General features: G+C 73.0%; 19 protein-coding genes and 1 pseudogene. 14 read left to right on the forward strand and 6 right to left on the reverse strand.

What is annotated here, in order from left to right:
* The first annotated feature begins 27 nt into the window (after positions 1-27).
* From ABTZ99_RS18610 to larE, 8 genes are read left to right on the forward strand one after another with little or no spacing between them, the layout of a single operon-like run.
* Positions 28-879, forward strand: coding sequence for a fumarylacetoacetate hydrolase family protein (locus ABTZ99_RS18610; protein WP_499612530.1), 852 nt, complete (start codon positions 28-30; stop codon positions 877-879).
* Positions 879-1,865 carry an aldo/keto reductase gene (locus tag ABTZ99_RS18615; RefSeq protein ID WP_499612532.1) on the forward strand — a complete coding sequence of 329 codons (987 nt, stop codon included), beginning with the start codon at positions 879-881 and terminating at the stop codon, positions 1,863-1,865. The genes ABTZ99_RS18610 and ABTZ99_RS18615 overlap by 1 nt, the downstream gene beginning before the upstream one ends.
* On the forward strand, positions 1,862-2,095 hold the full coding sequence (locus ABTZ99_RS18620; protein WP_499612534.1) for a hypothetical protein: 234 nt from the start codon (positions 1,862-1,864) through the stop codon (positions 2,093-2,095). The genes ABTZ99_RS18615 and ABTZ99_RS18620 overlap by 4 nt, the downstream gene beginning before the upstream one ends.
* Complete coding sequence (larA, locus tag ABTZ99_RS18625) at positions 2,095-3,378, forward strand: nickel-dependent lactate racemase (RefSeq protein ID WP_499612536.1); 1,284 nt, start codon at positions 2,095-2,097, stop codon at positions 3,376-3,378. Before ABTZ99_RS18620 ends, larA begins: the two co-directional genes overlap by 1 nt.
* Positions 3,375-4,517: a glycerate kinase gene (locus ABTZ99_RS18630; protein ID WP_499612538.1), complete on the forward strand. Its 1,143-nt coding sequence runs from the start codon at positions 3,375-3,377 to the stop codon at positions 4,515-4,517. The genes larA and ABTZ99_RS18630 overlap by 4 nt, the downstream gene beginning before the upstream one ends.
* The gene (gene larB, locus ABTZ99_RS18635) at positions 4,514-5,197 is read left to right on the forward strand and encodes a nickel pincer cofactor biosynthesis protein LarB (RefSeq protein WP_499612539.1); all 684 of its coding nucleotides are present in this window, start codon (positions 4,514-4,516) and stop codon (positions 5,195-5,197) included. The genes ABTZ99_RS18630 and larB overlap by 4 nt, the downstream gene beginning before the upstream one ends.
* The gene (gene larC / locus ABTZ99_RS18640; RefSeq protein WP_499612541.1) at positions 5,194-6,357 is read left to right on the forward strand and encodes a nickel pincer cofactor biosynthesis protein LarC; all 1,164 of its coding nucleotides are present in this window, start codon (positions 5,194-5,196) and stop codon (positions 6,355-6,357) included. Before larB ends, larC begins: the two co-directional genes overlap by 4 nt.
* Positions 6,357-7,166 carry an ATP-dependent sacrificial sulfur transferase LarE gene (larE, locus tag ABTZ99_RS18645; protein WP_498775288.1) on the forward strand — a complete coding sequence of 270 codons (810 nt, stop codon included), beginning with the start codon at positions 6,357-6,359 and terminating at the stop codon, positions 7,164-7,166. Before larC ends, larE begins: the two co-directional genes overlap by 1 nt.
* On the opposite strand, the gene ABTZ99_RS18650 is transcribed toward larE, so the two are convergent.
* The 5 genes from ABTZ99_RS18650 to ABTZ99_RS18670 all read right to left on the reverse strand — a co-directional run bounded on the left by ABTZ99_RS18650 (position 7,153) and on the right by ABTZ99_RS18670 (position 11,809).
* Positions 7,153-8,313 carry an acyl-CoA dehydrogenase family protein gene (locus ABTZ99_RS18650; RefSeq protein WP_498775286.1) on the reverse strand — a complete coding sequence of 387 codons (1,161 nt, stop codon included), beginning with the start codon at positions 8,311-8,313 and terminating at the stop codon, positions 7,153-7,155. The genes larE and ABTZ99_RS18650 overlap by 14 nt on opposite strands.
* A 183-nt stretch (positions 8,314-8,496) precedes the next feature.
* A complete protein-coding gene (locus ABTZ99_RS18655) occupies positions 8,497-8,628 on the reverse strand; it encodes a hypothetical protein (protein WP_498775284.1) in 132 nt (43 codons plus the stop codon).
* A 2-nt stretch (positions 8,629-8,630) separates the two neighbouring features.
* Entirely contained in the window at positions 8,631-9,653 is a 1,023-nt protein-coding gene (locus ABTZ99_RS18660) for a TerC/Alx family metal homeostasis membrane protein (RefSeq protein ID WP_499612544.1), read from the reverse strand.
* Between the two features lie 416 nt (positions 9,654-10,069).
* Positions 10,070-11,386 carry an extracellular catalytic domain type 1 short-chain-length polyhydroxyalkanoate depolymerase gene (locus ABTZ99_RS18665; protein WP_499612546.1) on the reverse strand — a complete coding sequence of 439 codons (1,317 nt, stop codon included), beginning with the start codon at positions 11,384-11,386 and terminating at the stop codon, positions 10,070-10,072.
* Positions 11,387-11,614: 228 nt separating this feature from the next.
* A complete protein-coding gene (locus ABTZ99_RS18670) occupies positions 11,615-11,809 on the reverse strand; it encodes a DUF1918 domain-containing protein (protein WP_498775278.1) in 195 nt (64 codons plus the stop codon).
* Between the two features lie 194 nt (positions 11,810-12,003).
* Between ABTZ99_RS18670 and ABTZ99_RS18675 the strand changes: the two genes are divergently transcribed.
* The 6 genes from ABTZ99_RS18675 to ABTZ99_RS18700 all read left to right on the forward strand — a co-directional run bounded on the left by ABTZ99_RS18675 (position 12,004) and on the right by ABTZ99_RS18700 (position 17,690).
* Positions 12,004-13,008, forward strand: coding sequence for a zinc-binding alcohol dehydrogenase family protein (locus tag ABTZ99_RS18675; protein WP_499612557.1), 1,005 nt, complete (start codon positions 12,004-12,006; stop codon positions 13,006-13,008).
* Positions 13,009-13,199: 191 nt separating this feature from the next.
* Positions 13,200-13,580, forward strand: a complete 381-nt coding sequence (locus ABTZ99_RS18680; RefSeq protein WP_498775276.1) for an STAS domain-containing protein — start codon at positions 13,200-13,202, stop codon at positions 13,578-13,580.
* 152 nt (positions 13,581-13,732) lie between these two features.
* Positions 13,733-14,836: a CapA family protein gene (locus tag ABTZ99_RS18685; protein ID WP_499612549.1), complete on the forward strand. Its 1,104-nt coding sequence runs from the start codon at positions 13,733-13,735 to the stop codon at positions 14,834-14,836.
* 152 nt (positions 14,837-14,988) lie between these two features.
* Complete coding sequence (locus ABTZ99_RS18690) at positions 14,989-15,645, forward strand: hypothetical protein (RefSeq protein WP_499612551.1); 657 nt, start codon at positions 14,989-14,991, stop codon at positions 15,643-15,645.
* A 195-nt stretch (positions 15,646-15,840) separates the two neighbouring features.
* Positions 15,841-16,494 (forward strand): arsenate reductase ArsC, encoded by a 654-nt coding sequence (locus ABTZ99_RS18695; protein WP_499612553.1) that lies wholly within the window; start codon positions 15,841-15,843, stop codon positions 16,492-16,494.
* A gap of 251 nt (positions 16,495-16,745) precedes the next feature.
* A complete protein-coding gene (locus ABTZ99_RS18700; RefSeq protein WP_499612555.1) occupies positions 16,746-17,690 on the forward strand; it encodes an NAD(P)-binding domain-containing protein in 945 nt (314 codons plus the stop codon).
* Positions 17,691-17,760: 70 nt separating this feature from the next.
* Here ABTZ99_RS18700 and ABTZ99_RS18705 read toward each other — a convergent pair.
* Positions 17,761-18,309 (reverse strand): annotated as a pseudogene (locus ABTZ99_RS18705) (flavoprotein); the annotation flags it as partial.

Consider the following 18,309-nt stretch of genomic DNA (forward strand, 5'->3'; position numbering starts at 1 on the left):
AGACGTCGCACACCAAGGAGAACCCCGATGAAGTTCCTGCGCGTGGGCCCGGCGGGCCACGAGCGGCCCGTCGTCCTCGACGCCCGCGGCGCCGCCTACGACCTGACCGGGTTGACCGCCGACATCGACGGCGCCTTCCTGGCGGGCGGCGGCGTGGACCGGGTCCGAGCGGCCCTCGCCGACGGCGCGGTGGACCCGATCGACATCACGGGCCTGCGGATCGGCGCCCCGGTCGCCCGGCCGGGGAAGGTCGTCTGCGTCGGGCTGAACTACGCCGACCACGCCGCCGAGACCGCGACGCCCCCGCCCGCCGAGCCGGTGGTCTTCCTGAAGGCCTCGAACACGGTCGTCGGTCCCGACGACGCGGTCCTCGTCCCGCGCGACAGCGTCAAGACCGACTACGAGGTCGAGCTGGCGGTGCTCATCGGCCGCACGGCGCGCTACCTGGACTCGCCGGCCGACGCCGACGACGTCATCGCGGGGTACGCCATCGCCGACGACGTCACCGAACGGGCGTTCCAGCACGAGCGGGGCGGGACGTGGGACAAGGGCAAGTCGTGCGAGACGTTCAACCCGCTCGGCCCCTGGCTGGTCACGCCCGACGAGGTGGGCGACCCGCAGGGACTGGGGATGCGGTTGCGGGTCAACGGCGAGCTGCGCCAGGACGGCCACACCAAGGACATGATCTTCGGTGTCCGCCACGTCGTCTGGTACCTCAGCCGGTTCATGGTGCTGGAGCCGGGTGACGTGATCAACACCGGTACCCCGGCCGGCGTCGCCTTCGGCGCCAACGACTTCCCCTACCTGCGTGCCGGTGACGTCGTCGAGGCCGAGATCGACGGGCTGGGCCGGCAGCGCCACGTCCTGGGACAGGCGTGATGACCTCCGCGACCCCGCAGTGGTTCACCGAACGGGTGCCGCTCGGCCGCTCGGACGTCACGGTGAGCCGGCTCGGCTTGGGCACCGCGCCGCTGGCCGGGTTGTTCTCGGCGGTCGCGGAGGAGCAGGCCGCCGCCGCGCTGGAGACGGCGTGGGCCACCGGCGTCCGCTACTTCGACACCGCGCCCCACTACGGCGCGGGCCTGGCCGAACGGCGCCTCGGGGCGTTCCTGGCCACCCGGCCCCGGGCGGAGTTCACGGTGTCGACCAAGGTCGGCCGGCTGCTGGTGCCCGGCGAGACCGCGCCCGGCGACGAGGGCTTCCACGACGGGCAAGGTCTGGTCCGCGTCCGCGACTACAGCGCGGCGGGCGTCTACCGGTCGTTGTCGGAGAGCCTGGAGCGGTCCGGCCTCGACTCCTTCGACGTCGTGCTGATCCACGACCCCGACGAGCACTGGGAGGACGCCGTTACCGGGGCGTACCCGGCGCTGGAGCGGCTTCGGGCCGAGGGCGCGGTGCGGGCGATCGGGGCGGGCATGAACCAGACGGCGATGCTCACCCGGTTCGTCGCCGAGACCGACGTGGACTGCGTGCTCGTGGCCGGCCGGTACTCCCTGCTCGACCGGAGCGCGGCCGACGACCTGCTGCCGCTGTGCGAGCAGCGGCGGGTGGGCGTCCTCGTGGGCGGGGTCTTCAACAGCGGCATCCTCGCCGACCCGGCCCCCGGCGCCTCCTACGACTACGCCCCCGCCCCGGAGGGGGTGCGCCGGCGGGCCCTCGTCCTGGCCGAGCGCTGCGCCGCGCACGGCGTCCCCCTGGCCGCCGCTGCACTGCGCTTCCCGCTGCGGCACCCGGCGGTGACCGGCGTCGTCGTCGGCGCCCGGAACCCACGGGAAGTCGCCGAGAACGCCGGGCACGCCGCCACCGTGATCCCCGAGGCGCTGTGGTCGGAACTCGACGCGTTGGAGCAGGAGCGAGCGCAGTGATCCGGATCGACGCCCACCACCGCTCACGGCACCTCCCCGCCCGGCCGCAGGGCGGCGGCGGGCGTGACTTCGGGCCGGCGTACCCGCGGCCCCGCGTCGACGTCGTGCCGGAGGCGTTCGACCCCGACCGGCTTATGATCGGCTCCGACCGGCCGGTCCGCGTGCCGGCGGGGCGGGACCGGCGCGTCGGTGGCACCGCCGCCCGCGGCAACCGGTTGGGGGACAGCTGATGCGCACGGTGCGACTGGCCTACGGCGAGACCGGGTTGGACCTGCGGGTCGACCCGGCGGTGACCACCGTGGTGACACCCGGGCACCGCCAGGCGACCGAAGCGCCGAAGGATATCCTCCGCCGTGCCCTGCGCACCCCGGTCGCCGGGCCGCCGCTGCGGGACCGCGTGCGCCCAGGGCAGACCGTGGCGATCTCCGCCTGCGACGGGACGCGCCCGCAGCCCCGGGAGCTGATGATCCCGGCCATCCTGGAGGAGCTGGACGGCCTGGTCGACCTCGACGACGTCGTGGTGCTGGTCGCCACGGGGACGCACCGGGGCAACACGGAGGCCGAGCTGCGCCGGATGTTCGGCGACGAGGTGGTCGACTCGGTGCGGATCGTCAACCACGACGCCCGCGACCGGAGCGCTCTGACGTGGATGGGCGAGTTCGGCGCGGGCGTGCCCGTGTGGCTGAACCGGGACTGGGTCGACGCGGACGTGCGCATCACCACCGGTTTCGTCGAGCCGCACTTCTTCGCCGGCTTCTCGGGCGGCCCGAAGCTCGTCGCGCCGGGCCTGGCGGCGCTGGAGACGGTGCTGGTGCTGCACGACGCGCGCCGGATCGGCGACCCGCGGGCGACGTGGGGGATCATCGAGGGCAACCCCGTGCACGACGACGTGCGCGCCATCGCGGACGCCACCGGCGTGACGTTCGGCTTCGACGTGGTCCTCAACCAGGACAAGGAGGTCGTCGCCGCGTTCGGCGGTGACCTGCTCGCCATGCACGCCGAGGCGGTGCGGACCGCGCGCGAGGTCGCCATGCGGCCGGTGCCCCGCCCGTTCGACGTCGTGGTGACCACCAACTCCGGCTATCCGCTGGACCAGAACCTCTACCAGTCGGTGAAGGGCATGTCGGCCGCCTACCAGGTGGTCAAGGCGGGCGGGGTGATCGTGTGCGCGGCCGAGTGCCGCGACGGCTTCCCCGACCACGGCTCCTACCGCGAGGTGCTGGCCTCGGCCGCCTCGCCCGAGGCGCTGCTCGCGGAGATCTCCGCGCGGCAGGTCACCGTGCCCGACCAGTGGCAGGTCCAGATCCAGGCGCGCATCCAGGCCGACTGCCGGGTCGTCATGCACACCTCCTACCTCAGCGACGCCGACCTGGCCACCGCCCACCTGCGGCAGACCGCGGACATCTCCGCGACCGTCGCCGACGCCCTCGCCGCGGCCGGGCCCGACGCCCGGCTGTGCGTGCTGCCGGAAGGCCCGCAGACGATCCCCTACGTCGAAGGGCCGGGCCGGTGAACGGGACGGTCCTGGTCTGCCTGGACAAGTTCCGGGGCTCGGTGTCCGCCGCCGACGCCTGTGCGGCGGTGGTCGACGGCGTGGCGGACGCGGACGGCCAGGCGGTGGCGATGCCCGTCGCCGACGGCGGCGAGGGCACCGTGGCGGCGTTGGTGCGCGCCGGCTACGACGAGGTGCGCGTCGAGGTCACCGGTCCCACGGGCGAACCGGTGCGGGCCGCGTTCGCCGTGCGCGGTGACCGGGCGGTGGTCGAGCTGGCCCAGGCCAGCGGGTTGGACGTGCTGCCCGACGGCTGGCTCGCGCCGCTCACCGCCGACACCTGCGGCACCGGTGAGCTGATCCGCGCCGCGCTGGACCGCGGCTGCGCCGACATCGTGCTCGCCGTGGGCGGCAGCGCCACCACGGACGGGGGAGCGGGCCTGCTGCGCGCCCTGGGCGCGCGCGTCACCGGCGCCTCGGGCGAGCCGATCGGCCCCGGCGGCGCGGCGTTGACCGGCACGGCGCGCGTCGACCTGTCCGGGCTGGACCCGAGGCTGGCGCACGCGCGCGTGACCCTGGCCTCGGACGTCGACAACCCGCTGACCGGCCCGAACGGCGCCGCCGCGGTGTTCGCGCCGCAGAAGGGCGCAACGCCCAGGGACGTGCAGGTGCTGGAGCGAGGGCTCCGCCGGTTCGCCGCCGTCGTGGCGGAGGAGACCGGGCGGGACCTGAGCGGGGAACCGGGCGCGGGCGCGGCCGGTGGCGCGGGGTTCGCCGCGTTGGCCGCCCTCGACGCCCGGCGGACGTCCGGTGCCGACTTCGTCCTGCGGGCGATCGGCGTCGAGGACGCGTTGCGCGGGGCTTCACTCGTCGTGGTCGGCGAAGGCCGGTTCGACGAGCAGAGCCTGCGCGGCAAGGCGCCGATCGGCGTGGCCGAGGCGGCACGGCGGCACGGCGTGCCGGTCGCGGTCGTCGCCGGCGACGTCCGGCTCACCCCCGAACGGCTGCGCGAGGTCGGCGTGGTCGCCGCGTGGTCGCTGCTGGAGCGCGCGGGCGACCTCGACACGGCGATGCGGCAGGCGCCCGAGCTGCTCAGGGCCATCGGGAGCGAGCTCCTCGCGCACGCGCCCTTCACCGCCACCCGGGGAGCGCGACCATGACCGGACCGGAGGCGGTCGACCTCGGGTTCGCCAGGGTCGACGTGGACCGCGAAGCGCGCCAAGGCCTGCCCGAGGTCATCTACGGCAGCGGGAAGACGCCCGAGCAGATCAGCGGGATCGTGCGGACGTTGTTGCGGCACAACGACGGCCCGGTGCTGGCCACCCGCGTGGAGCCCGACGCGGCGGCGGCCGTGCTGGCCGCCGTGCCCGACGGTGCGCACGACAGCGGAGCGCGGCTGCTGACCTGGCGCCCGGCCGCGCCGACCGGGTTCGACGTGGTGGTGGCCGCGGCGGGCACGGCCGACCTGCCGGTGGCGCGGGAGGCCGCCGCCGTCGCGACCGCCGTGGGACTCGGCGTCACCACGGTCACCGACGTCGGGGTGGCCGGCCTGCACCGGTTGCTGGCCGAGCAGGACCGGCTGCGGGCCGCGGACACCGTCATCGTGGTGGCGGGCATGGAAGGCGCGCTGGCGAGCGCGATCGGGGGCCTGGTCGCGTGCCCGGTGGTGGCCGTGCCCACCTCGACCGGCTACGGCGCCGGCCTGGAGGGCATCACCGCGTTGCTGGCGATGCACGCCTCCTGCGCGGCGGGCATCACCGTGGTGAACATCGACTCCGGGTTCGGCGCCGCGATGGCCGCGTTCCGGCTCGCCCGCGTGGCGGGGCGGAGGACGACGTGAGCCGGGTGTGCGTGATCTCGCCGTTCACCGGGCTGGCCGGTGACATGCTGCTGGCCGCGCTGGTGGACGCGGGCGCACCGCAGGACGCGATCCGCGCGGCGGTCACCGACACCGGCCTGACCGGCTGGGACCTCACCGTCACCCCGGTGCTCACGCACGGGCTCACGGGCCGCCGCGCTGTCGTGTCGGTGTCCGACGACGCGACGAGCCGCAAGGCGGGCGAGCTGATCGCCATGGCGTCCAGGGTCCGCGAACCGGCCGTGGCTCAGACCGCGGTCGCCGCGCTGCGGGCCATCGCCGAGGTCGAGGGACGCCTGCACGGCGAGGACCCCGACCAGGTCCACCTGCACGAGCTCGGCGGTCACGACACCCTCGTGGACATCGTCGGCGTGGCCGCCGCGCTGCACGCCCTGGACGTGCGGGCGGTGCACTGCGAGGCGTTGCCGATCGGCAGCGGGTCGGTCCGCACCGCGCACGGGGTGCTGCCCTGCCCGGCCCCGGCCACCTCGGCGCTGCTGGAAGGCGCACACGTCGTCGGCACCACCCTGCGCGGCGAGACCGTGACGCCGACCGCCGCGGCGCTGCTGCTCGCGATCGGCGCGGACTACGGTCCCGTGCCGGAGATGCGCATGGCGGCCACCGGTTACGGCGTGGGCACCAGGACGCTGCCCGACCGGCCCAACGTCGCCGTGGTGCGACTCGGCGACCTGGACGCCCGCCACGACGAAGCAGGGGAAGTACGCGACCTCGTGGTGCTGGAGACCAACCTCGACGACGTCACCGGCGAGGTCCTCGGCTACGTCGTCGCCCTGCTGCTGGACGCGGGCGCGCTGGACAGCTGGATCACCCCGGCCACGATGAAGAAGGGCAGACCGGGCCACGTCCTGCACGCGCTGGCCGCACCGGAGACCGCCGACGGGATCGAACGACGGATGCTGGTGGAGACGGGCTCCCTCGGCGTGCGGCGGACCGGCGTGCGGCGCACGGCCCTGCCCCGCAGCACCGACACCGTGCACGTCCACGGCATGCCGGTGCGCCGCAAGCACGGACCGCACCACGGCAAGCCGGAGTACGACGACGCCGTCGCCGTCGCCCGGCGGACGGGCCTGCCCCTGCGCACCGTGCTCGCCATGGCCGCCGAGAGCCCCGAGGAGCCCTGATGGACACCGCCACCACCGCCGACCGACTCGTGGCGCGGTTGGCCGACGTCGGCCCGGTCGCCGTCGCCTTCTCCGGCGGCGTGGACTCCGCGCTCGTGCTCGCCGCCGCGGCGCGCGCCTTGGGGCCCGACGCGGTGCTCGCCGTCACCGCCGACTCGGCGAGCCTGGCCGCCGCCGAGCTCGCGGTCGCGGTCGCGTTCGCCGACGGCCTCGGTGTCCGGCACGTCACGCCGGGTACCGCCGAGCTGGACAACCCCGCGTACGCGGCGAACGGCCGGGACCGCTGCTACTTCTGCAAGTCCACCGTGCTGGACACCATCACGTCCGTCGCCCGCGACCACGGCCTGACCGCGGTGGCGACCGGGGTGAACGCCGACGACGCGCGCGACCCGTTCCGACCGGGCATCCGCGCCGGCGACGAGATCGGCGTGCGGACCCCGTTGCGCGACCTCGGGATGACCAAGGCCGACGTCCGCGCGGTGAGCCGGCACTGGGGGCTGTCCACCTGGGACAAGCCGGCGATGCCCTGCCTGGCGAGCCGGGTGCGCTACGGCGTGGCGATCACACCCTCACGCCTGGCGCGGGTCGAACGCGCCGAGGCGGCGGTCCGGGCGTGGCTGGTGAGCGCGGGGACGCCGAGCTGGGACCTGCGCGTGCGCGACCTCGGTGACGTGGGCCGGGTCGAACTCGACCCCGACCTGGTCGACCGGCCGGGGATCGGCCCCGCGCTCACCGAGGTCGTGCGCGCGGCGGGGTTCGACGGCGTCGAGCTGGCGGTGTTCCGGTCGGGTGCGCTCAACCACGAGTGACCTGGTCGGGCTCGTCGCGGGGCGCGAGCATGGCGTCGGCGCCGATGAGGTTGAGGCAGAACTCCACGGAGTGGGCCATCAGCCACCCGGCCTGCGCGTCGCGGAAGATCCGTTGGATCGGCGAGGTGGCGACGAAGCCGGACCCGCCGCCGACCTGGAGGCACAGCTGCGCGACGTCGCGGGCGACCTGGTTCGCCGTGGGCTTCGCGCGCGTCGCGGCGGGCAGGAAGAGGGGCGAGTCGCGGTCGGCGAGCCAGGCGGTGTTGTGGGCGACCAGCGCGGCGGCTTCGAGCCGGAGCACGGCGTCGGCGACCTCGAACTGGAGGCGCTGCTCGGCCGCCAGGGGCTGTCCGGTCGAGGGCAGGGTTCGTCCGCGTGCGTAGCGGACGAGCGTGTCCAGGGCGGTGTCGGCGATGCCGAGGGAGAGCCAGGCCAGGCCGGCGGCGATGTGGTTGGGCTTGGGCTGCGGGGACGGCGGGCACCGCCGGTCGGAGCGCAGCACGGTGCCGTTGAGCCCGATCAGGTGGCTGCGGGTGGCGCGCAGGCCCAGGGTGTCCTGCGGCTCGAAGGTCACGGTGTGGTCGGGTTCGAGCCCGAACAGGGTGGGTTGCCCGTCCACGAGCGCGTTGACGAGGAAGTGGTCGGCGATCTCGCAGCCGGACACGAACCGCTTCGCGCCGGTGAGCCGGTACCCGCCGTCGACGGGTTCGGCGACCTGCTGCGGTGAGAGGAACTGGTTGCCCCCCGAAGGCTCGGACAGGGCGTTGGCGAAGCGGCGGCCCGCGATGAGCTCGTCGGCGTAGTACCGGGCCGCGTCGGGGGCGGAGTGGCGCACGAGGCCTTCGGCGGCGCCGATGTGCATGAGCCACACGCAGGCGGTGGACGGGTCGGCGGCGCTGAGGACCCGCAGGACCGCGCCGACCGTGCGGTAGCTCAGCGACTGCCCGCCCCACTCGCGCGGCAGCGTGGCCTGGTCGAGACCGCTGGCGTGCAGGGCCCGCAGGTTCGCGACCGGCAGTTGCGCGGTCCGGTCGAACTCGTCGGCGGTGGCGGCGAAACCGGTGGCCAGGTCCGCGGCGACCCGGACCCACGACTGCTCGTCCGGGGGCGGCCCGAGGGGGTGGTCGTCGGGCATCGGCATGGTCATGGGTTCCGGATCCTCCAGCGTCGGCCTGGCCTCGTCTGCCACCGCGGTGTGCGACTTCGCGACGGGGGTGCGAGCTTGAACCGGATCACTATCGGCTCTCCGCGGCCGCGCCGGTAGCCCCGGTCGGGTGCCGGTCCGGCACGCCCGACCCGGGCACCTCGTCGGTGCGATCACCCCGTGGGGTCACCGGCTGCGGGGCGGGGGGTGCGGTCCGCGCGGTGGGTTCAGGGCGGCGCAGGTGATCACCAGTGAGGCGAGGACCAGCACGGTGATCAAGGTGGTGATGAGCACGTCGAAGAGCCACTCGAAGAGCATGGTCAGTCCTGTGGTGTGGTGGCCTTCTCGCTCGGCCGGCGGGCGGAGGGCCCGGCGCGGCGTCGGGAGCGCAGGCTGGTCAGGATGACGGTCGCGAGCACGGCGATGATCACCGCCAGCGAGACCGGGGTGGGGATCTCGGGCACGTCCGGCCAGATGCCGTGGGCCCAGTGCAGCACGAGCTTCGCCCCGATGAAGGCGAGGATGACGGCCAGCCCGTGGTTGAGGTGGACGAGCTTGGCCAGGGCGGTGTGCAGGACGAAGTACAGGGCGCGCAGGCCGAGCAGGGCGAACGCGTTGGTGGCGAACACGAGGTAGGGGTCGTCGGTGATGCCGTAGACGGCCGGCACCGAGTCGACGGCGAACACCATGTCCGTGGCGAAGACGGCGACCACGACGACCGCCAGCGGGGTGAGCGCGCGTCGGCCGTGTTCGCGCACGGTCAGGCGGGTGCCGCGGTAGTCGTCGGTGACGGGCATCAGGCGCCGCAACAGCCGGACGGAGCGCATCCGGGAGACCTCACGCAGGGCGACGTTCCCGGTGAGCGCCTCGTGCAGGATCTTCAGCGCCGAGACGAACAGGATGAGCCCGAACACGAGGAACGCCCACGTGCCCGCCGACAGCATGGCCGCGCCGGCGGCGATGAACACGCCGCGCAGCGCCAACGCGCCGACGATGCCGAAGAGCAGCACGCGTTGCCGCACGTCAGAGGGGACGGCGAAGACGGCGAGCAGCAGCATGAAGACGAACAGGTTGTCCACCGACAGGGACTTCTCGACGACGAACCCGGTCATGAACTCCAGCGCCCGGTCGCTGCCGGCGGTGTTCCACAACCAGGCCCCGAACACCACCGGCAAGGTCAGGTAGAACGCCGACCACCCGACCGCTTCCCGCATCGACACCTCGTGCGGCCGGTGGGTGACCGCGAAGTCGGCGACCAGCAGCGCGACGAGGACGGCGATGCTGACCAACCACAGACCGGGCGTGCCGACGACCTCCGCCGAAACCGCCGCTGACAGGGGCACCGAACCTCCCCGAACAGTCGATGTTCGAGGTCTCCTTCACCCCGACCGGGGCGGCCTCCCGAGGACATCGACCGAGGTGTCCGTACTGACCGGGCAGGCGCTTGGGAAGTACTCCCCTCGACGCCAGTATCCGGCCGCGCGGTCAGCGAGTAAAGCCCCGGTAAAGGTAGACGGTATCGCTCAATCGGGTATCGCAGTGCGCCACCGCCGGAGCACCGGTGAGGAGGTACGGCTCCCTGCTCACCGGGTCGGCGGGCGTGCCGAGACCGCTGCCCGCGGCTCGTCCTGGTCGACAGCGCGATGGAGTCGCACCCACGGTCCGGGAGGTGCTCGGCGGCGGAGCACCCGAAGCGATGGTGCACCGAGGTTCAGGGGGCCACTGCGGGTTCCCGGCGGCGGGCCGGGAACCCGCAGGTTCAGGCGACGGTGCAGGCCGACCCGTTGAGCGTGAACGAGGACGGTTCGCCGGTGTTGCCGGTGTGGTTGGCCTGGAAGCCGATGCCCACCGACGTGCCGGGCGCGATGGCGCCGTTGTACGAGACGTTCCGGGCGGTCACCGCGCCGGTGGTCGGCGCGTAGGTGGCGCTCCAGCCGCTGGTGATGGTCTGCCCGCCCGGGAGGGCGAACGCGAGGCTCCAGCCGTTGATCGCCGCGCTGCCGGTGTTGGTGATGGTGATCGACGAGGTGAAGCCGGTGTTCCAGGCGCTCACGGTGTACTCGACCCGGCAGCCGTAACCGGGCTGCGGCGTCGTGGTCGTGGTGGTCGTAGTGCTGGTCGTCGTGGTCGTAGTGGTGGTGCTGGTGGGTGGGGTGCCGTCGAGCCCGAAGAAGCGGATGACCTGGGCGGCGTCGACGGGGATGTTGTGGCTGACGCCCTGCATGCTGATCGCCTCGACCGGCGCCATCCCGCCGCTGCTGCCGTAGCGGGTGCGCGTGTAGCCGGACTGCGGCGTGTCGGTGAACGTCGGCGTCTGGCCCAGTCCGTGGACGTTCGTCCACTGCTTGACCTGCTCGCCGAAGTTGGGGTAGCGCAGCGTGTCGTCGTTGGTGCCGTGCCAGATCTGCATCCTGGGCCTGGGGCCGGTGTAGCCGGGGTAGGCCGCGCGGACGAGGTCGCCCCACTGCTGCGGAGTCTTGATCGACTGGCCGCTGGAGCACTGGCTGTTCCACTCCGAGCCGTTGGTGGTGGCGAAGCACGCGAACGGGACGCCGGCGAACGAAGCGCCGGCCTGGAAGACGTCCGGGTAGACGCCGAGCAGGACGTTGGTCATCATCGCGCCGGAGGAGGTGCCGGTGGCGAAGATCCGGCCGGGGTCGCCGTTGTGGCGCTGCTTGACGTAGTCGACCATCGCCATCAGCCCGACGGGGTCGCTGCCGCCACCGCGGCGCAGTGCCGCCGGTGACGAGACGTCCCAGCACTTGCTGCTGCGCGTGACGGTCGGGTAGATCACGATGAAGCCGTGGCGGTCGGCCAGGGACGCGTACTGGGTCTGGGAGTGAAATCCCGGCCCGGACCCGCCGCAGTAGTGGATGGCCAGCAGGATCCCGGGCTTGGCGGCCACGCGGTCCGGGACGTACAGGTGCATCTGCAGGTTGGTGGGGTTGGTGCCGAAGTTCGTCACCTGGGTCAGGCTCGCCGCCGACGCTTGCGGCGCGGCGAACGCCAACAACGCCGCGACCATCGCCCCCGCGACCGCCAGGACGGCGCCGGGTAACAAGTTCTTCAGGTTCATCGGACCGTTCCTCGGCAGGTAAGCGAGAGACGGTTCCGCCGGAGGGGCCACCCGTCTCCCGACGCCAGTGTCGGGACTGAAACGTTACGAAGTATCGAGCGAAACAGTTCCAACCGGCAAGCCCCGGAACGATCTGTGCGTCTCATTAGCGCCGGGTGCGATCGGGGGTTCAGCCCGACGGACGCGACTGTCTGTTGTGGACAGTGCGCTTCGGGGCTGCCCGAGCGCTTACGCCTCGCCCTTCGCGTGGCGCACGATCGCATCCGGGCTGGGCAGGATGACGGTCTCGTGCCCGTCCTCGAACCGCACCCGGTAAGGCGGCTCGCCGTCCTTCCCCAGCACTTCGAGGATCTCGGCGGTGCGGTCGTGCTGCCCGACGACCTTGCCGTGCACCAACAGCTCGTCACCGACGGTTGCCCGCATGGCACATCCCTCCTCTGGACGACTCCAGCATGGGATACCCCTGACCGGGCCGTGTCGAGCCTCCGGGGGAATGTGCGACCCGAACGGGGATCACCCGCCGTGACGGCGGTCGATGTGCCGACCGTCATCGGCGGGGCGCCCCGGGCTCCGGGTGCGCGGGGGAGGATCGGTGCGACGATCGACCGGTGAGCACCATGCGGGCGTGGCACGTGGACCGGCCCGGCCCGATGGCGGGCGGGCCGCTGGTGCAGCACCGGGATCCGGTGCCCGAGCCGGGACCGGGGGAGCTGCTGCTCAGGGTGCTGGTCTGCGGGGTCTGCCGCACCGACCTGCACGTCACCGAAGGCGACCTGCCCGTGCACCGTCCCGGGGTCGTGCCCGGGCACGAGGTCGTCGGCGAGGTCGTCCGGTCCGACGACGACCGGTTCGCGATCGGCGACCGGGTGGGCGTGGCGTGGCTGCGCGGCACGTGCGGTCGGTGCCGGTACTGCCTGCGTGGCGACGAGAACCTGTGCCCGGAGTCGGTCTACACCGGGTGGGACGCCGACGGCGGCTACGCCGACTTCACCGTGGTCCCCGCCGACTACGCCCACCACCTGCCCGCCGGGTACTCCGACGCCGAGTCGGCCCCGTTGCTGTGCGCCGGGATCATCGGGTACCGGGCGTTGCAGCGCGCGGAACTGCCCGAGGGCGGACGGCTGGGCATCTACGGCTTCGGGGCGAGCGCGCACCTGGCGGCACAGGTCGCGCTGGCCCGTGGGGCCGTCGTGCACGTCATGACCCGCAGCGCTCGGGCCCGTGAGCTGGCGATGGCCCTCGGCGCGACGTCGGCGGGCGACGCCGCGGACCCGCCACCGGAGCCGCTGGACTCGGCGATCCTGTTCGCCCCGGTCGGCACGCTCGTCCGGCCCGCGCTCGAAGCGCTGGACCGCGGGGGCACGCTGTCGATCGCGGGCATCCACCTCACCGACATCCCGCCGCTGGTCTACCGGTCGCACCTGTTCCAGGAACGGCAGCTGCGCAGCGTCACGGCCAACACCCGGCAGGACGCCGCGGAGTTCCTGCGCTTCGCGGGCGCGCACCGGCTGGAGGTCACCACCACGCCCTACCCGCTCGACGCGGCCGACCAGGCGTTGACCGACCTCGCCGCGGACCGCGTCGACGGCGCCGCCGTGCTCGTGGCGTCCCTCCCCGGGTGATCGCACCACGACCACCCGATCGTGTGACATCGGTGCGTACCTCCGCTGCCGTACCCCGACGGCGGGCCACCGCACATCCACGTTCGGCGGTGACACCGCGCCCGGCCGTGGGCAACTATGGGGTGGCCGACCGGCGCGTTGCCGCGGCGGGGCACGGTGTTGTCCGACGACTTCCCAGGAGGCGCAGTCCGATGAGCGAGCAGGTCGAGGTTGCTCCACACATCCTCGTGGAGACCGTCCGGCGCGACGGCGCCACGGTGATCCGCGTCGACGGCGTGGTGGACATGCTGACCTGCGACGACGTGCGCACCGAGGTCATCGCCCGCCTGGCCGAGCCGTCCGAGGTGCTGGTGCTCGACCTCACCGCGGTGACGTTCTTCGGCACGATCGGCCTGTCGATGCTCATCGAGGCGCGGCACCGGGCCGAACGGCGGGGCGTCCGGTTCGCCGTGGCCGCCGACCAGCGCGCCGTGCTCAGGCCGTTGACCGAGACGGGGATCGTGGACCTCGTCGTCCTGCGGTCGGGTGTGCGTGAGGCGACCGAGGCGGCGCTGGCACAGCCCGTGGTCTGACGGCGGGCGAACACCGGTCGCCGAGCACCGGACACCCGGCCTCCACACCGGTCCGGACGACGCCGTCACCGTGACGTCGTCCGGACTCGGACTCGGGCTCGGGGTCGGTGCGGTGGTCGGCGATCTCTCGGCTCCAGGTGGACCATCGACCGGTGGTCACGGTGTTCCTGTGCGGTGACGTGATGACCGGGCGCGGGGTCGACCAGATCCTGCCGCACCCGGGCGACCCGCGGCTGCACGAGCCGTGGGTCGAGGACGCGCGGTCCTACGTTGCGTTGGCGGAGCAGGAGAACGGCCCAATCCCGTGCCCGGTCGACTTCGCGTGGCCGTGGGGAGATGCCCTGCGCGTGCTGGCCGAGGAGGCGCCGGACGTGCGGTTGATCAACCTGGAGACCAGCGTCACCGGCGACGGCGGGATCGACCCCGCCAAGCGACTGCACTACCGGATGAGTCCGGGGAACGTCCCGTGCCTGACCGCGGCCCGACCCGACGCCTGCGCGCTCGCCAACAACCACGTGCTCGACTTCGGCCGCCGCGGACTGGTCGACACCCTCGACGTGCTGACCAGGGCAGGGATCGCGGTGGCGGGCGCGGGACGCACCGCGAGCGAGGCGGAACAGCCCGCCGTCCTCCCCGCGGGCGACGGGAGCCGGGTCGTCTTCGTCTCGCTCGGGGCCCGGTCCAGCGGAATCCCCGGCAGCTGGGCGGCCACCCCGGACCGGCCGGGGGTCGCCCTGCTGCCGGACGTGTCCGGGGCCGCCGCCCACCACGTCACCGCCCGCGTGCGGCGGATCAAGCGTCCCGGTGACGTCGTCGTGGTGTCGCTGCACTGGGGGTCGAACTGGGGCTACGACGTTCCCGACTCGCACGTCGACTTCGCGCACGCGCTCGTCGACGGCGGGGTGGACATCGTGCACGGCCACTCCTCGCACCACCCACGCCCGATCGAGCTCCACCACGGCAAGCTGATCCTCTACGGCTGCGGCGACCTCATCAACGACTACGAAGGCATCACCGGTCACGAGGAGTACCGCGACGACCTGCGCCTGCTGTACTTCGCCACGGTCCACCCGGACACGGGCCACCTCGCCCGCCTGCGGATGGCCCCGGTGAAAGCCAACCGCCTGCGCCTCCACCACACCGCCGACGCCGACACCGCCCACCTGCGTTCCGTCCTGGATCAGCTGAGCCACCTGTTCGGCACCCGTGTCGACCTCCGTGACGGCATGCTCGAACTGCGCACCGAACCCCGGTGACCGGGCGGGCAGTACACGTCCGGCGACGTGGGGTCAGTACCGTCGAGCGTCCGCACCAAGCGGGGAGGAAATGCCATGCCGAAGTTCGTGACCCCCGGTCACGGCGACCGTGAGGGCTACGACCGCACCGACCCGACCGTGCGTGACACGGCATGACCGTCGGGAGCGGAAAGGTCACCTCTGACTGGGGCCGGACTTTCGACCAGTTCGCGGTGTGGCGTCCGCTGCGGTTGTTGAGGCTGCTGGGTCCGGTGGTGCAAGGGATAACCCTCGATCGCAACACCGCGGGCGACGCGTACTTCCCGACGGTGCACATCCATGTGCTCGCAGTGCCTTTCCCGGTCATCTCCCTGACCATGGGGCAGAGGCTCCTGGATGATTCGGGTGCGCAGAAACAGGTCATGTTCTCGCGGCACGCGGAAGAGTTCCGGGTTGCGGTCGAGGGTGTTCGTCGACAGTCCAGCCTGTCGGTGGACGAACCGCCTGGGATTGTGGAGGTGGTTCGTGCGCTCCACGACCATGCGAAGAACCGGCATGCCGATGGTCACCCGCCGGCCGTTCACGAAGTCGGGCAAAGCATCTTGGTGGCAGCGGTCTGCGCGGAACAAGACCTGGTCGATGAAGGAACCGCGGTGGCCCGTTCCCTTCTCGAGGTCTGGCCGCGGACTCGGCTTCCGCTCGACTGGGTGAACGGACGGGTGTGGTTGGACGAGGTCTTGGGTCGGGCCCGAGATGCCAAGGACTTGGCGAGGGTGGTCGACCAGCAGATCGGCTACCACAAGCTCGCGGACATCCCGAACCTCATCTGACGGCCGATGGCCGCGAGTGGGCGGCTGGAGGTGGGGCCGGTGGCTCCAGGGAGACGTCCGGACGGGGTGGCGGGTGGCGGAGGGCGCGGCGGGGTCGAGGGTTCGGTCGGTGGTTGGGTGCGGGTTGACTCGGAGGGTAAAGGTCAACCATCATTGACTCAATAACTCCTGACTGATCGACTTGGAGGGCCTGGCATGGCCGGGACACGCGAGCACCACGATCTGAGCATCGATCAGCAACTCGCCCTGCGCACGGCGGCGGCACGGTTGCGCGAGTCGTTCGACGGGGTGTTCGGCGTGGAGACGATCGAGCGGTTCCTGCACTCCAGCTACGACCAGTTCGCCGCGCACAGCACGATCCCGAACTACTTGCCGCTGCTGGCCGAACGGTTCGCCCGCCAACGTCTCCAGGCCCTCGCCCGGGTCGAGGGCCACCACCAGGACGGCAAGCCGACCGTGCTGTTCCTCTGCGTCCACAACGCCGGGCGCAGCCAGATGGCGCTCGGGTTCTTCCGGCGCCTGGCCGGTGACGCGGCGGTGGCGTGGTCGGGCGGCTCGGAGCCGGGCTACGAGATCAACCCCTCCGCCGTCGAGGCCATGGCCGAACGCGACATCGACATCACCGGCGAGTTCCCCAAGCCGTGGACGGAGGAGATCGTCCGCGCCGCCGACGTCGTGGTCACCATGGGCTGCGGCGACGCGTGCCCCGTCCACCCCGGCAAGCGCTACCTGGACTGGGAGCTGGACGACCCGGCGGGCAAGGCGGTGGCGGACGTCCGGCCGGTGCGCGACGAGATCGAACGCCGGGTGCGCGCCCTGCTCGCCGAACTGGACGTGCCGGTTGCGTGAGGACCCCGGCCTGCCGTCACCCCGGTCGTCGGGGATGCGACCATTGCGCCGACGGATTCCGGACCAATGGGGGAGGCTGCGCAGCTCATGGCGGACAAAGCGCTCAGCCACCACCTGAAGACCCCCGTCAACGCCTGGGCACCGAGCCGCCCGTGGAGCCGGAACCGGGTCGAGCACTCACCGGGCACCGCGGGCCCCCACCGTCCGCCCCACGAGGAGTCGGCAGAGGCGGAGCGGCGCTGAACGTCATCGTGATCGGCGGCGGCCAGGCAGGGCTCGCCGCGGGCTACTACCTGCGCCGGGCCGGGCTGGACTTCACCATCCTCGACGCCCAGCCCGAGCCGGGTGGCGCGTGGCTGCACGGCTGGGACTCGCTGCGCCTGTTCTCCCCGGCCCGGCACAGCTCCCTGCCCGGCCGGCCGATGCCGTCCTTCCCGCACGAGGGCTACCCGACCGCCGGGCACGTCGTCGACTACCTGCGTGCCTACGAGAAGCGCTACGAGCTGCCGGTCGAACGTCCGGTCCGCGTGCGCGCGGTCCGCCGGGTCGACGGCGGCTACGACGTGGACGGCCGGTTCGCCGACGCCGTCATCAGCACCACCGGCACGTGGTGGCGACCGTTCGTCCCCGCCGGCGCCCGCGGCCTGCCCGGACGCCAACTGCACACCGTGCGGTACCGCAACCCGCGGGAACTCGCCGGGCAACGCGTGGTCGTGGTCGGCGGCGGCAACTCCGGCGCCCAGATCGCCGCCGACCTCGCCGACCACGTCGACCTGACCTGGATCACCCGCCGACCGCCCCGCTACCTGCCCGACGAGATCGACGGCAAGGCCCTGTTCGACATCGCCACCCACCAGCCCGGCGGCGTCGGGGCCCTCGGCGACATCGTGGCCGTCCCACCCGTGCGCGACGCCCGCGACCGAGGCGTCCTCGTGGCCCAACCGATGAACCGCCAAGCGCTCGCCGACGCCGACACGGTCATCTGGTGCACCGGCTTCCGCCCCGCGCTCGACCACCTGGCGCCGCTGGGCCTGCGCGACCGCGACGGCCACGTCCACGGGGAACCCCGCCTGCACCTGCTCGGCTACGGCAACTGGACCGGCCCCGCCTCGGCCACCCTGATCGGCGTCGGCCCGACCGCGCGCGCCGCCGTGCACACCATCGCGAAGGAACTGGGCAGGGTTACCCGCGGGTGATCACTTCGGTCCTCACCGCGAGCGGGGCCGGAGCCCGGCGCGCCCCTCGGTTCCGCCGGGCTGCCGGACGTCAGACGCGCGAACTCGGAGCCGTCAACGTCAGCTCCGCCACCTGGAGGCCGCCGCAGCACCCACCGGTGGACGTCGGTTCGACGTCGAAGACTCCGGATCCGCCGCAGACGCCGGTTTCGGGGAGGGTGAGTTCGACCTTGGTGGCGGCTTCGTGGTCGCCGGCGATCTCGGCGGCCACGCTGCGGACCTGCTCGTAGCCGGTCATCGCGAGGAACGTCGGGGCGCGGCCGTAGCTCTTCATCCCCACGAGGTAGACGCCGGGCTCGGGGTGGCGCAGTTCGTTCGCGCCGTGTGGGTAGACGGTGCCGCAGGAGTGGACGTTGGGGTCGATGAGCGGGGCGAGCGTGGTCGGCGCTTGGAGTACGGGGTCGAGGTCGAGCCGGACCTCGGACAGCCAGGAGTGGTCCGGTCGGAACCCGGTCAGTGCCACGACTTCGTCCACGGGGTCCAGCCGGTGTCCGTCCTGCGACACCAGCACCACGCGGTCGCCGTCTCGTTCGACGGCTGCGGTGCGGAAGCCGGTGACGACCTCGACGTGCCCGGCCTT

The organism is Actinosynnema sp. NPDC002837 (genome assembly GCF_040295345.1).
In the GTDB taxonomy this organism is placed as follows: Bacteria; Actinomycetota; Actinomycetes; order Mycobacteriales; family Pseudonocardiaceae; genus Actinosynnema.